The following is an 18,349-nucleotide window of genomic DNA, read 5'->3' on the forward strand; positions in this document are numbered from 1 at the left end:
CACCTGCCGTCCAGCCACGCCTGGGTGCCCCCGGGCCGCGAAAAGCGGCCCCGGCGCTTTGAGCTAGAAGCCCAAGGTTGCCGATAACAGGTAAGTACGCGGCGTGGAAAGGGTCAACCCCGGCTCACTGTCATCCGACGCCCCCGCCGAGCTCCAGTAGCGATCATCGAGCACATTCTCGACACTGGCCCGCAAGGTAACCTCGGTGGCGTCCACCTTGAAGGCGTAACGTGCGCCCAGGTCATAACGCTCCCAGCCATCGATGCGCTTGCTGTTGTTCTGGTCCAGGTACTGGGAACTTGAGTGAATGCCGCGCGCTGTGAAGGTCAGGCCGTTCACCCCTGGCACGTCCCACTCAGCCCCCAGATTGACGTTGTATTCGGGCGTGGCCGGCGCGCGGTTGCCATCGTAGGCACCGCCGACGGTGTCGGTCAGCTCGCTGTCGATATACATCACCCCACCCAGCACCCGCACGCCCTGCACCGGCTCACCGAACACACTCAGCTCGATGCCGCGGTTGTCACGCTTGCCATTGGGGCCGAACACCCGCGAGGTGGGGTTGGTCTCGTAGGCCGGCTGGCGAATGCGGAAGGCGCTGGCGGTAAAGGCCACCTGGCCGAGGTCGTACTTGGCCCCCACCTCGATCTGGCGGCTGGTGAACGGCGGGAAGATCTGGTCTTCGTTGATCGAGGTCGATGGGGCGATCTTGCCTTGGCTCAGGCCCTCCATGTAATTGGCATACAACGAGAGCTGGTCGGTGACCTTGAGCAGTACGCCCCCAGAAGGCGAGACCTTTTCTTCGTCATAGCCGGTATCGCCTTTGATGCCGTCGCTCCAGTCATCCACCTGCACCCGTTGCCAGCGCGCACCCAGAGTCAACAGCAGGCGGTCGTCAAAAAAGCCAAGGGTATCGGCCAGGGCCACGCCGGAGAAGCGGTTTTCCGTGTAGACCTCGGGGTCGAGGCGGGTTGGCGTACCGGGTGTCGGTGCGGCCACCGGGTCGTAGAGGTTGCTCGGCGCCGAGGCATAGCGCGCCCCGCCGTTGGTGAAGTCCATGTAGTAATAGGTGGCGGCCAGGTTCAGCTCGTGGCTCACCGGCCCGGTATGGAACCAGTGACGTAAACCAGCCATGGCGGTGCGCACCGACTCGTCCCGGGTAAAGTCACGCGGCTGCACGGTAAAGTCGCCGGCATCGTTGGTGATCGACACGTTATGGCGCAGGAAGTCATGGTTGCTCTTGCGTGCGCCAACCGCACCATAGGCCAGCAGCGATTCGCTGATATCGTACTCGGCGTTCAGCGCACCGAAGGTGTCGTTGGTACGCGCCTTGCTCCAGGCCTGGGCGTAGTTGTGGCGTACGTCATTGGCATTGGGCACCTTGGCATTGGCACCGACCAGCACACGCTCCTGCGGGGCGTCAGTGTCGCGTTCGGTGTGGCCAAGGTCTGCCGAGAGACGCAGGCGCTCGCCTCGAAAATCCAGGCCCAGCACCGCCATTTCGCGGTCGACGCGCTGGTGGTCCCATTCGGTATCACCGGCCTGCTTCACGCCATTGAAGCGCACGCCGAACTGCTGGCCTTCACCAAAGCGACGGCCGATGTCCACTGCGCCGCCAGCCTGGCCGGCCGAGGCGTAGCTGCCGGTGAATTCGGTGATCGGCTTGTCAGCGGCTCGCTTGGGCTGCACGTTGATACCGCCGCCCACGCTGCCACGCGGTGAAATGCCGTTGATCAACTGGCTGGGGCCTTTGATGATGTCGACCCGGTCGGCCATTTCCATGTCGATCGAATAGGTCGGCAAGATGCCATAGAGACCGTTGTAGGCCACATCACTGTTGAACAGGCTGAAGCCGCGAATGGTGAACTGCTCGAAACGCCCGCCCGCCGGGTTGGTAGCACGCACTGAAGGGTCACTGGCAATCAGCTCGCCCAAGGTGCGCGCCTGTTGGTTCTTGACCAGGTCGCTGGTGTAGCTGGTGATGCTGAACGGGGTTTCCATGAAGTCGCGCGAACCGAGCAAACCTTGTGCCCCTTGGCGTGCCACTTGGCCACCGGCATACGGCTGCGCTTCGTTGCCTGCGGCCAGGCCGCCGACGATGCGGGTGGGGGCGATTTCAAGCGCGCCACTGGCCTGAGGGGCTGGCATCAGGGTGAAGGCCCCCTCACCCACTGGTAGCGCCTGCAGGCCGCTACTGCGCAGCAACTGGTTGAAGCCTTCATCGACACTGTAACGACCGGACAAGCCGTTACTTTGCCGGCCCTCTACCAATGCCGGGTCCAGCGAAAGGCTGACACCGGCCTGGTCGGCGAAATGGGTCAAAGCGGCACCCAGGCTGGCTGGCGCCACCTGGAACGTACGCCGGGCCGGCTCATCGGCCCAGGCGGGTGCACACAACAGCAGGCTCATCGCGAACAATGGATGTGCTGCGCGCGCCAGTGGGCGCAGGCGGCAAGATTTTACTGCAGGCATTGAACAAGGCTCCCCTTTTATTTTCTCCTACCGGTAATGACCGGCGAGTGAAAAAAAGGGGACAGTCTCATGATCGATTTTCTCGTGCGGTCAGGCTCACCCAATAACGCGTGCGGGTCTGCACCTGCAACGGCAGGCTGGCGGCGAGCAGGGCCAACACCCGGTCGGTGTCGTCAAGGCGGAACGTGCCGGTAACACGCAAGCGCTCCAGTTCTGGTGCCCAGCGCAGTACGCCGGGGCGATACCTGCGCAGTTCGTGCAGCAACTCGCCCAGCGGTCGGTCGTCCAGCCGTAGCGCACCTTCGCGCCAGCCCAGTTGCCATGCGTCGAACGCTTTGACAGGGCCAACGCCGGCCGCCTGCAAACTGGCCTGTTGGCCGTCCTGTAGCATCACGGCTGGACCCCGCAACGGCTGCAGGCTGACCGCCCCCTTGATCGCCGACACCCGGCAGGCCTCATCAAGCAGGCGCAGGCACGCCTCGCCCTCACTGAGCACCACCCGGCCGTAAGGCACCTGCAAGGTGAGGCTCAGGTTAGCGGGCACGCTCACGGCCACTTCACCGCGCAGCAGTGCCACGCGGCCTGCACCCAGCTCGATATCGACCGCACTGTCGGTGTTCAACTGCAACAAGGTGCCGTCGCTCAGCAGTGCCTGCCTGCGCTCCCCGACTGCGGTGCGCATGTCGGCGGTCCAGGCATCCAGCGGCAGCTCACGGCTCACCAGCCAGGCCACCGGCAACAACGCCGTCACACCCAGGGCTTGTTTGAGCAATGCCCGACGACCGGCATCCGGACGATCCAGGGCGGCCATCGCCAATGCGCCGGGCAACCCGGCAAATCGCGCTCGCAGCAGTGATGCCTTTTGCCAGGCGTCTTCGTGCAGGTGACTGCTGGCGCGCCATTGCGCCAGACGCTGCAGGTCAGATTCGCTTGCGTCGCCAGAATCCAGTAATGCCAGCCAACGGGCTGCAGCACGCAGCGCCTCGCGGGTTTCTGGGGTGTGGGGGCTCATTGCAACTCGGCCAACAGGCAATGTTCGTAAGCCTGCGCCATGTAGCGTTTCACTGAGCGCTGGCAGACGCCCAGGCGCTGGCCAATTTCGGCGTAGCCCAAGCCTTCCAGCTGGCTCCAGAGAAAGGCCTTGCGTATCGCCGGCTTGAGGCCGTCGAGCAATTCATCCAGTGCTTGCAGGGTTTCGAGCAGTACCCAGCGCTGTTCTGGCGACGGCACGTGTTGCTCGGGCAACTGCGCCAACGCATCAAGGTAGGCCTGCTCCAGGCTACGTCGCTGGTGGAAGTTGCTGAGCAAACGCTTGCCCACAGTCAGCAGGTAGGCACGCGGTTCGCGTATGTCTGCCAGCGGCTGGGCGCTGGCCAGAATGCGCAGAAAAGTATCCTGGCTGAGGTCGGCGGCATCCCAGGCATTGCCCATACGCCGGCGCAGCCAGGCTTCAAGCCAGCCGCGATGCTCCCGGTACAGGGCAGGCAGGCCAGGCTCCGGTGGCGGCGCGGCGTCGATCATGAGGAGGGTCCTGCGGCGGAGTAAATAAGATTAATTCTAATTTACATCACACCACAGAACCAAGCGGTTTGTTACCGGTCAGGCAATGGCTTCATCGACCAGCACTTGTGCTTCCTCCACCAGACGCTGCAAATGCGCCTCGTCGATGAAGCTTTCGGCGTAGATCTTGTAGATGTCTTCAGTACCCGACGGGCGCGCGGCGAACCAGCCATTGGCCGTCATCACCTTAAGCCCGCCAATCGCCTGGCCATTGCCTGGGGCGTGGCTGAGGATCTGCACGATCGGCTCACCGGCCAGCTCTGTCGACTTCACCTGCTCCGGCGCCAGCTTGCTCAGCAACGCCTTCTGCCGCGCATCGGCCTTGGCCTCGACACGGGTGGCGAACGGCTTGCCCAGCGCCTCGGTCAGGTCGGCATAAGCCTGGCTCGGGTTACGCCCGGTACGGGCGGTCATTTCGGCGGCCAGCAAGGCCGGGATCAACCCGTCCTTGTCGGTGGCCCACACCGAGCCATCGCGACGCAGGAACGAAGCCCCTGCACTTTCTTCGCCACCAAAACCGAGCGAACCGTCGAACAGGCCCTGGGCGAAGAACTTGAAGCCCACCGGCACCTCATACAGATCGCGGCCCAGCCGTTGGGTAACGCGGTCGATCAGGCCGCTGGAGACCACGGTCTTGCCCACGGCGGCGTCACTGCGCCACTGCGGGCGGTGGCGGAACAGGTAGTCGATGGCCACGGCGAGGTAGTTGTTGGGTTGCAGCAGGCCGTCAGGGGTGACGATGCCGTGGCGGTCGTGGTCCGGGTCGCAGGCGAAGGCCACGTCAAAGCGCTCGCGCAGACCTATCAGGCCCTGCATGGCATACGGCGAGGAAGGGTCCATGCGGATCTGACCATCCCAGTCGACGGTCATGAAGCGGAAGGTCGGGTCGACCTCGGTGTTCACCACTTCCAGGTCCAGCTGGTAGTGCTTGGCAATTGCCGACCAGTAGCGTACCCCTGCCCCGCCCAGCGGGTCGACGCCCAGGCGCAGCCCAGCGCCACGGATGACATCGAAATCGATGACGTTTTCCAGGTCGGCCACATAGTTGCTGACGTAGTCGTGGCGGTGGGTGGTCGGCGCCTGCAGCGCCTGGGCATGGTCCATGCGCTTGACGCCCGCCAGATTAGCCGCCAGCAGCTCGTTGGCCTTGCCCTCGATCCACTTGGTCACGTCGCTGTCGGCCGGGCCGCCGTTGGGTGGGTTGTACTTGAAGCCACCGCTTTGCGGCGGGTTGTGCGACGGGGTGATGACGATACCGTCAGCCAGGCCCTGCGTGCGGCCGCGGTTGTGGCAGAGGATGGCGTGAGAAACCGCCGGCGTAGGCGTGTATTCGTCATCCTTGGACAGCATCACCTGCACGCCGTTGGCGGCCAGCACTTCCAGGGCGCTGGCGGTCGCCGGCGCTGACAGGGCGTGGGTATCGGCGCCAATGAACAGCGGGCCATCGATGCCTTTTTCCTGGCGGTACAGGCAGATCGCCTGGCTAATGGCCAGGACGTGATACTCGTTGAAACTCAATTCAAGCGAACTGCCCCGGTGCCCCGAGGTGCCGAAGGCCACGCGCTGGGCCGCCACGGTAGCGTCTGGGCGGCCCGTGTAATAGGCGGTAAGCAGCCGGGGAATATCGACCAGCACGCTGGCCGGAGCCGGCTTGCCTGCCAAAGGACTGAGCGTCATGCAAAAACCTCGAGTTCAACGGATGTTGGTGTTGGAACGTGCAGTGTACTGAGAGTTGCAATGCCGTGCGATGGGGGCATCAAAGAAACCCCAGGCCCTGCAGGGTATTGCGCATCCCGCCCAACCCTATGACGGTCTAGAGTACAAGCCATACCCCTTGTGAACGAGGCTCCATGGCTTTCCATCGTCTGACCCGCACCCACCCTCGCCTGAGCCTCGCCGCTGCAGTCGGCCTCGCTGGCGCCTGGCTGATCCCCGCCGGTGATACCGTGCAGCACATCCTCGCTGGCTGGAACCTGGGGGTGTGGCTGTACCTGCTGCTGGTGCTCTACCTGAGCTGGACAGCCAGCCCGGAAAAGGTCCGCAAGGTCGCCGGCGTCGAAGACGAGAACGCCGGCCTGGTCCTGCTGACCGTGTGCATCGCCGCCATCGCCAGCCTTGCCGCGGTCACCCTGCAACTGGTCTCCAGCCGCGGCCTGCAAGGCACGGCCCTGGCCGTGCACTATCTTTACACCGGCCTGACCGTCGCCGGTTCCTGGCTGCTGATCGGCTGCATATTCACCCTGCACTACGCCCGCCTGTTCTATACCGGGCAAAACCACGAACCCCCACTACGCTTCGCTGATGGCGAGCGCAACCCGGATTACTGGGACTTCCACTACTTCTCGTTCACCATCAGCGTGGCGGTGCAAACCTCAGACGTGGGCGTCGCCGGGCGTGGGTTGCGGCGGGTGGTGCTGGCGCATTCGCTGGTGGGCTTCGTGTTCAATACGGCGATTCTGGGGTTCACTATCAACATCGCCGCCGGATTGCTGGGCTAAGCAAGCCGCTCGTCTGAAAAACCTGCGCGTCGAACGTCCGCGAAAGTCACCAAATCCGAAGGTTACCTGGCACCTTGCGGCCGGGAAAACGTTTGCCATGCAGCCAGCCGTCACACTGCGCCCATGACAAGGGTGTGACCAGCGTCATGCATTCGCACATTTGTCGTACTTGCAAGCGAAAATTGCGCCTAGCAGGTGCTATCTTTAGTTTCCCGGCGGCCGCATCGATGTGGCCACCCGCTCATCACGTCCAGGTACGGACAAGGAGGCTGGCATGAACAAGATGACGTTCCCCAACGCCTGCCAGGTGATGCGCTGGCATTTCCATCCGTTGGGCTTCGAGGCCAGCATGGATGCGCCACGCAGCATGGTCGCGCGGCTGTTCGACCGCGCCAGCGGTGAAACCCTGCTGGCGATTGCGGGTATCCCCTGTGCAGCGATCATGGCCGCCGCCGATGTAGAGCGCATCATCGAGGCCGTCGAGGCGGAAATGGATGCCTTCATACCCGCCTTTACCTTGCGCGATGCAGTCTAGCCCGCAGCAGTGAGTTCCGGGCCCATGGCCTGCAACTTGCTCATGAACTGCTCGGCCGGCACGGGCTGGCCCAGCAGGTAGCCCTGCAACGAATCACACCCCAGACGGGTCAGGAAGTCCTGCTGCTTGTCGGTTTCAACCCCCTCGGCAACGATACGCAGGCCCAACGCCTGGCCCAGTGCGACGATTGCCGAAACAATCGCTGCATCGTCACTGTCCTGCTCCAGATCGCGTACGAAGCCGCGGTCGATTTTCAGCTCGTTGGCTGGCAGGCGTTTGAGGTACATCAGGCTGGAATAGCCCGTACCAAAGTCATCAATGGACAAGTCCACGCCCATGTCGGACAGGCGCTGCAGCACGGTCAGGCTGGCATCGGCATCGTGCATGGCGGTGGTTTCGGTAATTTCCAGTGTCAGGCAGTTGGCTGGCAAGCCGTTCTGCTGCAGGGCGCGGGCCACGCTGTCGACCAGACCGGTATGGCAGAACTGGATGGCCGACAGGTTCACCGCCATGCGCCAGCCATGGTGCCGCTGGTCCAGCCACTGACGCATCTGACGGCAGGCCTCAGTGAGTACCCACTCACCAATGGGGATGATCAGCCCGGTCTTTTCCGCCAGGCCGATGAAGCGGTCAGGCAGCAGCAGGCCCTGCTGCGGGTGCTCCCAGCGCAGCAACGCTTCGGCACCGATCGGTTGGCAGGCCTGGGCGTCGAACTTGGGCTGGTAATGCAAGCGGAACTGGCGCTGCTCCAGCGCCAGGCGCAAGTCCTGCAGCAGCTGCAACTGCTGGCGCGCATTGCTGTTCATCGACACATCGAAGAAGCTGTAACCGTTCTTGCCGGCGCTCTTGGCATGGTACATGGCAGCGTCGGCGTTACGCAGCAGCTCGTGCTGGTCCTGGCCGTTGCCCGGATACAGGACGATGCCCAGGCTCGCCGACAGTTGCAGGTCGTGCTCGGCCACGCGGAAAGGCCGGGACACCAGGTTGACCTGCTTGACCGCCACGTCCATGGCATCGTTCGGCTCCTGCAGTTCCACCAGCAGCACGAATTCGTCGCCGCCAATCCGAGCCAGCGTGTCCTGGCTGTGCAGGTGGCCGCGCAGGCGGGCCGCCACTGCCTTGAGCAGAAGGTCTCCAATATGATGGCCAAAGGCATCGTTGACGGGTTTGAAACCGTCCAGATCAATGAACATCAGGGCAAAACAGCCGCCCTGCTCCGCCACTTTGGCGATGGCCTGTTCGATGCGATCGGCCAGCAGGGTACGGTTGGGCAGATCGGTGAGGGTGTCGTGCAAGGCCAGTTGGGTCAGTTCCTGGTTGGCCAAGGTCAGCGAACGGGCCAACTCGGCTGTACGTGCCTCGAGACGCGCGTCCAGCACCGAAGTCAGCAAAGCCACTGCCAGTACTGCCAGCGTGGTGATCAGCACTAGGTAAACCAGGCTGTCCCCCTGCAACCCGCCGCCCAGCGCGCCGCAAAAGCTGCCCTCGGGGAAGTTCGCCGCTGCCATGCCGGTGTAATGCATGCCCACGATGGCAACGCCCATGACCACCGCCGCCAGGCCGCGGATCTGCCGTACATAGGGGGTGTGTCTGCGCAGGCGGAACGCGATCCACAATGCCGCCGCCGAGGCGCCTACGGCAATCAGCAGCGAAGCACCGAACAACGTCGGGTCGTAATCGATGCCCGGCAGCATGCGCAGGGCAGCCATGCCGGTGTAGTGCATGCAAGCGATACCGGCGCCCATGATCAGCGCGCCAAACCCCAACTGCAGCGCTGGCAGGCTCGGCTGGCTGACCAGCCACAAGGCAAAGCCCGAGGACAGCACAGCGATCAGCAGCGAGAACGCGGTCAGGGCCAGGTCGTACCCCAAGTCGATGGGCAAGCTGAAGGCAAGCATGCCAATGAAGTGCATCGACCACACGCCGATGCCCATGGCCAACGCACCGCCGCCCATCCACAGGCAGGCAGCGCGGCCCTTGGCCGTGGCGATGCGGCCGGTCAGGTCAAGGGCGGTATAGGATGCCAGGATCGCCACGCACAGCGAAATCAACACCAGCGAAGAGGAGTAGCTACCGGTCAGCATTGAGAGTTCCAGCGCCGGGAAAGGGGGCCCGGCAAAAGCTGACGATTGTACTCAAGCTTAAGCGAAACGCACGGGGTTTTTGCGAATGGGAATGGATCCAATAACCCCAGCGCCCCGCCCTTGCGCGTGGTCAATTCTGCTCGGCAAACGCCTGCTCTGCATCCCAGCCGCCGCCCAACGCAGCCACCAGTTGCACACTGGCCACCAGGCGCCCTTGCAGCAGGTTCAGCACGCTGCGCTCGTTGCTCAGCGCCGTGGTTTGCACGTTGACCACATCCAGATAGCCGATCAGCCCGGCGCGGTACTGGTTCTCGGTCAGGCGCAACGACTCGCGGGCAGCATCAAGCGCCTCTTGGCGCACCACGGCTTCATCGCCATACACCTTCAGCTGAACCAGCAGGTTTTCCACTTCCCTGAAACCGTCCAGCACGGTCTGGCGGTACTGCGCCACCGTCTGGTCATACACGGCCACCGTGCGGTCGACCTCGGCGCTGCGTTTGCCGGCGTCGAACAGGGTCAGCGCCAGCTGCGGGCCTACCGACCAGTAGCGGTTGGGCAGCTCGATCCAGTTGCTGAAGCTGCTGCTGGAATAACCGCCACTCATGCTCAGGCTGAGGTCCGGGAAATAGGCTGCCCGCGACACCCCGATGTTGGCGTTGGCCGCCATCACGTTGCGTTCGGCTGCAGCGATGTCCGGGCGCCGCTCCAGCAGCTGCGAAGGCAGCGAAACCGGTATTTGCGGCAACGCGGGAATCGCCTTGCTGTCGGCCAGGGCGAAGTCGGCCGGAGCCTTGCCCAGCAGCACGGCGATGGCGTTTTCGAACTGCGCACGCTGCCAGATCAGGTCAATCAGGTCAGCCTGGGTACTTTTGAGCTGCGTACGGGCCTGGGCCACGGCATCCGGGCCGGCGACACCGGCGCGGTACTGGTTTTCGTTCATTCGCAGCGAGCGCTCATAAGCCGCCACGGTGGCTTCCAGCAAGCGCTTCTGCTCATCGATCACCCGCAATTGCAGGTAGTTCTGCACCAGTTCCGACTGTTGGCTCAAGCGGATCGACGCAAGGTCGGCGAAACTGGCTTCGGCACTGGCCTCGTTGGCATTCAGGGTTTCGCGCAGCTTGCCCCACAGGTCGATCTCCCAGCTCACGCCCAACTGCGCGTTGTAGGTGTTGCGAATGCCGCTGCTGTTATTGGACAGGCTGGAACTGGAGCTGCCGGTGCCCTGCGCCGAGCGGTTCTTGCTGGTGCTCAGGTCCAGGCTGGGGAACAGCGCCGCACGGCTGCTGCGCACCAGCGCCTGGGCCTGGCGATACTGGGCTTCTGATTGCGCCACGGTCTGGTTGCTGCGGTTGAGCTCTTCGACCAGCGCATTGAGCCCGGCATCGCCGTAGATTTCCCACCAGGAGCCGCGGGCGATGGCGTCGGACGGCGAGGCCTGGGTCCAGCCTTCGGCGTGCTTGAACTGCGCCGCCGTGCTGTTCAGCTCGGGGCGGTGGTAGTCCGGGCTCAGGGTACAGGCACTGAGCAAGGCCACGCACAACCCGGCACCAAGCAGGCGCGAGCCACGGCCACGGGTCAGTGCCTGCAGGGCACGGTGAAGTGGGGTCTGGGCAAAAGTCATAGCGGGGTTTCCAGAGCGGCGTCGGTGCGCACGCCGCGCCAACGGTTGAAACGGTGGCGCAGGCGGTCCAGGTACAGGTAAACCACCGGCGTCGTATAAAGGGTGAGGATCTGGCTGAACACCAGGCCACCGATGATGGTCAGGCCCAGCGGCTGACGCATTTCTGCGCCTTCAGCCTGGCTCAGCAGCAACGGCAATGCGCCAAGGATCGCCGCCAGGGTGGTCATCAGGATCGGCCGCAGGCGCAGCAGGCAGGCCCGGCGGATCGACTCTTCCGGCGAAAAGCCCTGATGGCGCTCCAGCTGCAAGGCCAGGTCGATCATCAGGATGGCATTCTTTTTCACCACCCCGATCAACAGGAACAGCCCCAGCAACGAGATCAGGCTGAACTCGCCACCGGTTACGTACAGCGCCAGCAAGGCACCGACGCCCGCCGAAGGCAGTGTCGATAGAATGGTCAGCGGGTGAATGTAGCTTTCATACAGAATGCCCAGCACCAGGTACACCAGCAGCAGTGCGCCAAGGATCATGAATGGCTGGCCCTGCTGGGTCTGGGCAAAGGCATCGGCAGTGCCGCCGAGCTTGGCAATCACCTCCTCGGGCAGGCCCAGTTTGGCCACCGCGCGCTCCAGTGCCGCCATGGCCTGGTCGGGGCTGTAGCCCTCGGCGACGTCGAAGGCGATGTCTTCCGAAGCGAACTGGCCTTCGTGGCTGACCCGGTCGTTGGCCAGGCTGTTCTCGTAGTGGGCGATGGTCGACAGCGGCACCCGGGCGCCGTCGGCGGTGATCACCTGCACTTGCTCCAGCGTGCTCGGGTCCCAGGCGTATTTGGGGTTGATCTCCAGCACCACCTGGTACTGGTTGAGGCTGTCGTAGATGGTGGAGATCTGCCGCTGGCTGTAGGCGTTGTTCAGTACTGCGGTGACCATGTCCATGTCGATGCCCAGGCGCTTGGCCTGGTCACGGTCGACCACCAGCGTCACCTGTTGGGTACCGGCACCATCGCGGGCGTCGATGGCGGTCAGCTCAGGCAGTGCACGCAGCGCCGCGACCACCTTGGGAAACCATTCGCGCAACGCCGCCAGGTCGCCGCTTTGCAGGGTATACAGGTACTGAGAAGAGGTCTGGTCACGCCCACCACCCCCCAGTTGCAGGTCCTGGTCAGCCATCAGGAACAGGCGCCCGCCGGGCACCTTGGGCAGTTCCTTGCGCAGGCGCTCGATCACCTTCTGCGCGTCGATCTTGCGCTCGCTGATCGGTTTCAGGCGCACCAGCACAAAGGCGTTGTTGGTACCGCTGTTGCCACCGATGAAACCGGCGACGCTCTGTACTGCCGGGTCGGCCAGCAAGGCGCGGCGGTAGATTTCCATCTTCGGCTGCATCACCGTGAACGACAGGCCGTCGTCACCCCGGATGAAGCCCATCAACTGGCCGGTATCCTGCTGGGGCATCAGCGTCTTGGGCACCACCACGTACAGGGCGATGTTGATGCCGATGGTGGCCAGCAGGCTGAGCAGGGTCAGCCGCTTGTGGCGCAGGGCCCAGCCCAGGCTGTGGTCATAGGCAGCAACCATGCGCTGATGCAGCGTGTCGCTCCAGCGCTGCAGGCGTGTCTGCTGGGCCTGGTGCGGCTTGAGCCAGCGGGCGCAGAGCATCGGTGTAAGGGTGAGCGACACCACCAGCGAGACGATGATCGCCGCCGCTAGGGTGATGGAAAACTCCTGGAACAGGTTGCGCACGATGCCGCCCATGAACAGGATGGAGACGAACACCGCCACCAGCGACACGTTCATCGACAGCAAGGTGAAGCCCACTTCCTTGGCGCCCAGGTAGGCCGCCTTCATCGGCGGCTGGCCGTTCTCGATATGCCTGGAGATGTTTTCCAGCACCACGATGGCATCGTCCACCACCAGCCCGGTGGCAAGGATCAGCGCCATCAGCGACAGGTTGTTGAGCGAGAAACCGCACACGTACATGACTGCGAACGTGCCCACCAGCGATACCGGCACCGCCAGGCTGGGGATCAGCGAGGCGCGCAGGCTGCCGAGGAACAGGTAGACCACCAGGATCACCAGCACCACGGCGATCAGCAGGGTGTGCTCGGCCTCTTTGAGGGTGGCCTTGATCACGGGCGAGCGGTCCATGGCCACGTTCAGTTGCACGCTGGCAGGCAGCAACGACTGCAGTGCCGGTAGCTGCGCCTTGATCTGGTCGACCGTTTCGATGATGTTGGCGCCGGTCTGGCGGTTGACCACCAGCAGCACCGCTGCCTGGTCGTTGAAGAAGCCGCTGTTGTAACGGTTTTCAACGCCGTCGGTGACGGTCGCCACGTCAGACAGGCGCAGAATGGTGCCGTTCTGTTGGCGAATCACCACCGGCTCGTAATCCTTGGCGCTTTCCAACTGGTCGTTGGCCCGCACCTGCCAGTTGCGCTCGGCGTCTTCGACAAAGCCCATGGGCCGGCGCTGGTTGGCGTTGGATACTGCGGTGCGCACTTCGTCCAGCGACAGGTTGTACTGGTTGAGCAGTTGCGGCTCGACGGCAATGCGCACGGCCGGCAGCGAACTGCCACCGATCTGCACCTCCCCTACCCCCGACACCTGAGCCAGGCTCTGTGAAAGGATGGTGTCGGCCAGGTCATACAGCTGGCCTTTCTGCAACACATCCGAAGTCAGCGACAGCACCATGATCGGCGCCTGCGACGGGTTGATCTTCTTGTAGGTGGGCATGCTGCGCATGCCACTGGGCAGCAGGTTGCGGGTAGCGTTGATCGCCGCTTGAACCTCACGGGCTGCGCCATCGATGTCACGGCCCAACTCGAAGCCGATGACTACCCGTGTCGAACCCTGGTTGGAGCTGCTGGTGAGCGTGGTGACGCCGGCGATGCTGCCCAGCTTGCGCTCCAGCGGTGTGGCCACGGTGGACGCCATGACCTCGGGGCTGGCACCAGACAGGTTCGCCGACACCACGATCACCGGGAAGTCCATTTGCGGCAGAGGCGCCACCGGCAGCAAGCCAAAGCTGACCCCGCCCAGCAGCATGATCGCCAGGCTCAACAGCATGGTCGCCACCGGGCGACGAATGAAAGGCCCGGACAGGTTCATGCCTGGGCCTGCTTCACGTCAGTGGCCGGGCGCAGGCGGCGGGCCAGGCGATCGAAGTACAGGTAGATGACCGGAGTGGTGAACAGCGTCAGCACCTGGCTGACCAGCAACCCGCCGACCATCACCAGGCCCAGTGGCTGGCGCAGCTCGGCGCCCGAACCGGTGGCAAGCATCAGCGGCACCGCACCAAACAGCGCGGCCAGGGTGGTCATCAGGATCGGCCGGAAGCGCAGCAACGCCGCCTGGTAGATGGCATCGCGCGGGCTCATGCCCTGATTGCGCTCGGCCTCCAGGGCGAAGTCGATCATCATGATCGCGTTCTTCTTGACAATACCGATCAGCAGGATGATGCCGATGATGGCGATCATGCCCAGGTCGTTACCGCTGATGAGCAAGGCCAGCAAGGCACCGACCGCCGCCGACGGCAGGGTCGAGAGGATGGTGATCGGGTGGATGTAGCTTTCGTACAGCACCCCCAGCACGATGTACATGGTCACCACCGCCGCCAGAATCAGCAGCAGGGTACTCGACAGCGACGCCTGGAAGGCCTCCGCCGCACCCTGGAAGCGGGTCTGCACACCCAGCGGCATGCCGATGTCCTTCTGCACCTGCTCGATCACCTGCACGGCTTCGCCCAGCGACGCGCCGTGGGCCAGGTTGAACGACAAGGTCACCGCCGGGAACTGGCCGATGTGGGAAATAGCCAGCTGCGCTTGACGCTGCTCGATCCGCGCCAGCGCCGAAAGGCGCACCTGGCCGCCATCGGTGGCCTTGACGTGGATCGACTCCAGCGCTTGCGGGCCGATCGTGGCGGCGTCCCTGGACTGCAACACCACGCGGTACTGGCTGGCCTGGGTGTAGATGGTCGAGATCTGCCGTTGGCCGAAGGCGTCGTACAGGGCATTGGTGATCTGCGAGACGCTGATCCCCAGGCGGCTGGCCATGTCACGGTCGATTACCAGGTACACCTGCAAGCCCTTGTCCTGCAGGTCGCTGGCCACATCGGCCAGTTCCGGGCGCTGCTGCAGCGCCTGCACCAGCTTGCCGCTCCACTGCGCCAGCAGGTCGGCGTCCGGCGACGACAGGCTGAACTGGTACTGGGTCCGGCTGACCCGGTCCTCGATGCTGAGGTCTTGCACCGGCTGCATGAACAGGCGGATGCCCACCAGCCGGTCGACCTGCGGCTGCAGGCGGCTGATCACTTCGCTGGCGCTGACATCGCGCTCGCCGTGGGGCTTGAGGTTGATCAGCAGGCGACCACTGTTGAGCGTGGCGTTGTCGCCGTCTACGCCAATGTAGGACGACAGGCTCTGCACGGCCGGGTCTTGCAGGATGACCTTGCTCAGGGCCTGCTGACGTTCGCTCATGGCAGCGAACGAGGTGGACTGCGGCGCTTCGGAAATACCCTGGATCACCCCGGTATCCTGCACCGGGAAGAAGCCCTTGGGCACGACCATGTACAGGAACACCGTGAGCACCAGGCTGGCCACCGCCACCAGCAAGGTCAGCGGCTGATGCTTGAGCACCCACTGCAGGGCACTGCCGTAGTGCTGGATCAGCCAGTCGATCCAGGCGCCACTGGCGCGGTAGAAGCGGCCTTGTTCTTCTTCCTTGGGCTCGCGCTTGAGCAGACGCGCGCACATCATCGGCGTCAGGGTCAGGGACACCACCAGGGAAATCAGAATGGCCACTGCCAGCGTGATGGCGAACTCGCGGAACAGGCGACCGACCACGTCCGCCATGAACAGCAACGGGATCAGGACCGCAATCAGCGAGAAGGTCAGCGAAATCAGGGTGAAGCCAATCTGTCGGGCGCCCTTGAGTGCCGCCTGCATGGGCGTCTCGCCCTCTTCGATATGCCGGGAGATGTTCTCCAGCATGACTATGGCATCATCGACCACAAAGCCGGTGGCGATGGTCAGGGCCATGAGTGTCAGATTGTTGACCGAGAACCCGGCCAGGTACATGACCCCGAACGTCCCGATCAGCGACAGTGGCACGGCAATCGACGGAATGAGGGTGGCGCTGAAACGGCGCAGGAAAACGAAGGTGACCATCACCACCAGAACGATGGCGATCAGCAGTTCGTGCTGCACGTCCTTGACCGCAGCGCGGATGGTCTGGGTGCGGTCGGTCAGCACCGATACATCGAGGCCCGCCGGCAGGTTGTCGGTGATCGACGGCAGCAAGCCCTTGATGCGGTCGACCACTTCGATCACGTTGGCGCCCGGCTGACGCTGGATGTTCAGCAGCACTGCATGGTTCTCGTTCGCCCAGGCGGCCAGCCGCTCGTTCTCGGCGCCGTCGACGATTTCGGCCACATCCTTCAGGCGCAGCGGCGCACCGTTGTTGTAGGCCAGGATCAGGTTGGCGTACTCCTCGGGAGAGCGCAGCTGGTCGTTGGCATCGAGCATCGACACCCGGGTCGGGCCGTCGAAGTTGCCTTTGGGCTGGTTGACGTTGGAGGCACCGATCAGCGTGCGCACGTCATCCAGATTCAAGCCATTGGCCGCCAGGGCGTCGACGTTGACCTTGATGCGTACCGCCTGGCGCTGGCCACCGGCAATGCTGACCATGCCCACGCCGCTGATTTGCGCAAGCTTTTGCGCCACGCGGGTATCGACCAGGTCGTTGAGCTTGGGCAGCGGCATGGTCTTGCTGGAGATGGCCAGGGTCAGCACCGGGGTGTCGGCCGGGTTGACCTTGTTGTACACCGGCGGTGCCGGCAGGTCACTGGGCAGCAGGTTGCTGGCGGCGTTGATCGCGGCCTGCACCTGTTGCTCGGCAACGTCCATGTTCATGTCGAGGTTGAAACGCAAGGTCAGCACCGACGCACCGCCAGAACTGGTCGAGGCCATCTGTTCCAGGCCCGGCATCTGGCCGAACTGGCGTTCCAGCGGCGCGGTGACGGCGCTGGTCATCACCTGCGGGCTGGCGCCGGGGTACAGGGTCATGACGCGAATGGTCGGGTAATCCACCTGCGGCAAGGCGGAAACCGGCAGCAACTTGTAGGCGATCAGGCCGGCCAGCACGATGGCCAGCATGCTCAGCGTGGTGGCGACCGGGCGCAGGATGAACAGGCGCGAGAGGTTCATGCGCCCGCCTTGCCTGCTGCGTTGCCGGGTTGTGCTTCACCTGTTTGCGCCGCGCCCTTGGCTTCCTGCCCTTGCAGGTGCTGGCCCGGGCTAGTCGGCACTTGCGAGCTGTCTTCGACCACTTCCACCTTGGTGCCTTCGCGCAGGCGGTCGGTGCCTTCCAGCACCAGACGGTCGCCGGCCTTCAAGCCGTCGAGAATGACGCTGTTCTCGCCATCGCTGGCACCCACCTTCAGCTTGCGGACATTGACGGTGCTCTGCTCATTGACCACATAGGCGAAGGTGCCATCGTTGCCAAACTGGATGGCCGCGGCCGGGGCCATGACCACCTGTTTGAGGGTGTCGGCCAGCAAGCGCACGTTGACGAACTGGTTGGGGAACAGGGCCAGGTCCTTGTTCTCGAAACGGCCTTTGAACTTAAGCGTGCCGGTGGTGGTGTCGATCTGGTTGTCGATGCTGCCCAGCACACCGGTGGATTGCAGCTTGCTGTCACCGCGGTCCCAGGCCTCGACCGGCAGGCTGGCGCCACTGCGGTAGCGCTCCAGCACAGTGCTCAGTTCGGTTTCCGGCAGGGTGAAGGCGACGTTGATCGGCTCGGTCTGGGTGATCACCACCAGCGCGGTGGTGTCGTTGGCGGCCACCAGGTTGCCCAGATCGAGCTGGCGCAGGCCCACACGGCCACTGATGGGCGCACGGATCTGGGTGAAATCGAGGTTCAGGCGGGCGTCGTTGACCTGTGCCTGATTGGTCTTGACCAGCCCCTGGAACTGCGCAACCTGGGCTTCGGCGGTGTCCAGTGTTTGCTTGGCGATGCTGTCTTCAGCGTACAGGCCTTTATAGCGGGCCAGGTCGACCTGAGCGTTCTTCAACTGTGCCTGGTTCTGCGCCAAGGTGCCTTCGGCCTGCTGCAGGGCGATGCGATAAGGGCGCGGGTCGATTTCGGCCAGCAGGTCGCCAGCCTTGACGCGCTGGCCTTCCTTGAAGTGGATTTTCACCAGTTCGCCAGCCACGCGGCTGCGCACATTGACCGTATTGGTCGCGGTAACCGTGCCCAAGGCTTTGTAGTAGAGGGGGAAGTCGCCTATCCGCACCGGCACGACGCGTACGGGTACCGGGTCGCTGGAGCCGCCAAAACCTGGGCGGCCACCGATCATGCCCATGCCCTTGCCACCGCGCACGCCACCGGCTTCTTTATGCGCAGGCGTCGCTGCGGGCCACAGCCACCAGGCTAGTGCAGCCACCAGCAGCAGGATCAGCAGGCCGACGAGCCAGCGACGAAGGGAACGGGAATTGGACGCTTGCATGGGTTGAACGAACCTTGTTCGGAATGACGACTTGAGGAGGATGAACGATAAGCACTGCCATCGTTTTAGCAAAGGGCCT

Annotated in this window: 11 protein-coding genes; 2 read left to right on the top strand and 9 right to left on the bottom strand. The window is 63.8% G+C overall.

The window, feature by feature from the left end; all coding sequences use genetic code 11:
- Positions 1-63: 63 nt before the first annotated feature.
- The 4 genes from ACF8O8_RS05635 to pgm form a co-directional block, all read right to left on the bottom strand.
- Positions 64-2,469, bottom strand: coding sequence for a TonB-dependent receptor (locus ACF8O8_RS05635; RefSeq protein WP_010954428.1), 2,406 nt, complete (start codon positions 2,467-2,469; stop codon positions 64-66).
- A gap of 67 nt (positions 2,470-2,536) precedes the next feature.
- A complete protein-coding gene (locus tag ACF8O8_RS05640) occupies positions 2,537-3,481 on the bottom strand; it encodes a FecR domain-containing protein (RefSeq protein WP_010954429.1) in 945 nt (314 codons plus the stop codon).
- The gene (locus tag ACF8O8_RS05645) at positions 3,478-3,990 is read right to left on the bottom strand and encodes a sigma-70 family RNA polymerase sigma factor (protein ID WP_010954430.1); all 513 of its coding nucleotides are present in this window, start codon (positions 3,988-3,990) and stop codon (positions 3,478-3,480) included. The genes ACF8O8_RS05640 and ACF8O8_RS05645 overlap by 4 nt, the downstream gene beginning before the upstream one ends.
- A 78-nt stretch (positions 3,991-4,068) precedes the next feature.
- Positions 4,069-5,706 (bottom strand): phosphoglucomutase (alpha-D-glucose-1,6-bisphosphate-dependent), encoded by a 1,638-nt coding sequence (gene pgm, locus ACF8O8_RS05650; protein ID WP_010954431.1) that lies wholly within the window; start codon positions 5,704-5,706, stop codon positions 4,069-4,071.
- Between the two features lie 173 nt (positions 5,707-5,879).
- Between pgm and ACF8O8_RS05655 the strand changes: the two genes are divergently transcribed.
- A complete protein-coding gene (locus ACF8O8_RS05655) occupies positions 5,880-6,527 on the top strand; it encodes a DUF1345 domain-containing protein (protein ID WP_003247748.1) in 648 nt (215 codons plus the stop codon).
- Between the two features lie 274 nt (positions 6,528-6,801).
- Complete coding sequence (locus tag ACF8O8_RS05660) at positions 6,802-7,062, top strand: DUF1652 domain-containing protein (RefSeq protein ID WP_003247746.1); 261 nt, start codon at positions 6,802-6,804, stop codon at positions 7,060-7,062.
- On the opposite strand, the gene ACF8O8_RS05665 is transcribed toward ACF8O8_RS05660, so the two are convergent.
- From ACF8O8_RS05665 to ACF8O8_RS05685, 5 genes are all read right to left on the bottom strand, one after another.
- A complete protein-coding gene (locus ACF8O8_RS05665; protein ID WP_392509359.1) occupies positions 7,059-9,146 on the bottom strand; it encodes a putative bifunctional diguanylate cyclase/phosphodiesterase in 2,088 nt (695 codons plus the stop codon). The genes ACF8O8_RS05660 and ACF8O8_RS05665 overlap by 4 nt on opposite strands.
- A 130-nt stretch (positions 9,147-9,276) precedes the next feature.
- Positions 9,277-10,767 carry an efflux transporter outer membrane subunit gene (locus tag ACF8O8_RS05670; RefSeq protein WP_392509360.1) on the bottom strand — a complete coding sequence of 497 codons (1,491 nt, stop codon included), beginning with the start codon at positions 10,765-10,767 and terminating at the stop codon, positions 9,277-9,279.
- Positions 10,764-13,871 (bottom strand): efflux RND transporter permease subunit, encoded by a 3,108-nt coding sequence (locus tag ACF8O8_RS05675; protein ID WP_392509361.1) that lies wholly within the window; start codon positions 13,869-13,871, stop codon positions 10,764-10,766. The genes ACF8O8_RS05670 and ACF8O8_RS05675 overlap by 4 nt, the downstream gene beginning before the upstream one ends.
- Positions 13,868-16,966 carry an MdtB/MuxB family multidrug efflux RND transporter permease subunit gene (locus tag ACF8O8_RS05680; protein WP_350298002.1) on the bottom strand — a complete coding sequence of 1,033 codons (3,099 nt, stop codon included), beginning with the start codon at positions 16,964-16,966 and terminating at the stop codon, positions 13,868-13,870. Before ACF8O8_RS05680 ends, ACF8O8_RS05675 begins: the two co-directional genes overlap by 4 nt.
- Complete coding sequence (locus ACF8O8_RS05685; RefSeq protein ID WP_010954436.1) at positions 16,963-18,270, bottom strand: MdtA/MuxA family multidrug efflux RND transporter periplasmic adaptor subunit; 1,308 nt, start codon at positions 18,268-18,270, stop codon at positions 16,963-16,965. Before ACF8O8_RS05685 ends, ACF8O8_RS05680 begins: the two co-directional genes overlap by 4 nt.
- Between the last annotated feature and the right edge of the window lie 79 nt (positions 18,271-18,349).

It is taken from the genome of Pseudomonas sp. TYF_14 (genome assembly GCF_043105275.1).
Taxonomy (GTDB): domain Bacteria; phylum Pseudomonadota; class Gammaproteobacteria; order Pseudomonadales; family Pseudomonadaceae; genus Aquipseudomonas; species Aquipseudomonas alloputida.

Bases quoted from the DNA above. Each gene is read 5' to 3' on its own strand.
- ACF8O8_RS05635 (WP_010954428.1), bottom strand. From the start codon at position 2,469: ATGCCTGCAGTAAAATCTTGCCGCCTGCGCCCACTGGCGCGCGCAGCA.
- ACF8O8_RS05640 (WP_010954429.1), bottom strand. From the start codon at position 3,481: ATGAGCCCCCACACCCCAGAAACCCGCGAGGCGCTGCGTGCTGCAGCC.
- ACF8O8_RS05645 (WP_010954430.1), bottom strand. From the start codon at position 3,990: ATGATCGACGCCGCGCCGCCACCGGAGCCTGGCCTGCCTGCCCTGTAC.
- pgm (WP_010954431.1), bottom strand. From the start codon at position 5,706: ATGACGCTCAGTCCTTTGGCAGGCAAGCCGGCTCCGGCCAGCGTGCTG.
- ACF8O8_RS05655 (WP_003247748.1), top strand. From the start codon at position 5,880: ATGGCTTTCCATCGTCTGACCCGCACCCACCCTCGCCTGAGCCTCGCC.
- ACF8O8_RS05660 (WP_003247746.1), top strand. From the start codon at position 6,802: ATGAACAAGATGACGTTCCCCAACGCCTGCCAGGTGATGCGCTGGCAT.
- ACF8O8_RS05665 (WP_392509359.1), bottom strand. From the start codon at position 9,146: ATGCTGACCGGTAGCTACTCCTCTTCGCTGGTGTTGATTTCGCTGTGC.
- ACF8O8_RS05670 (WP_392509360.1), bottom strand. From the start codon at position 10,767: ATGACTTTTGCCCAGACCCCACTTCACCGTGCCCTGCAGGCACTGACC.
- ACF8O8_RS05675 (WP_392509361.1), bottom strand. From the start codon at position 13,871: ATGAACCTGTCCGGGCCTTTCATTCGTCGCCCGGTGGCGACCATGCTG.
- ACF8O8_RS05680 (WP_350298002.1), bottom strand. From the start codon at position 16,966: ATGAACCTCTCGCGCCTGTTCATCCTGCGCCCGGTCGCCACCACGCTG.
- ACF8O8_RS05685 (WP_010954436.1), bottom strand. From the start codon at position 18,270: ATGCAAGCGTCCAATTCCCGTTCCCTTCGTCGCTGGCTCGTCGGCCTG.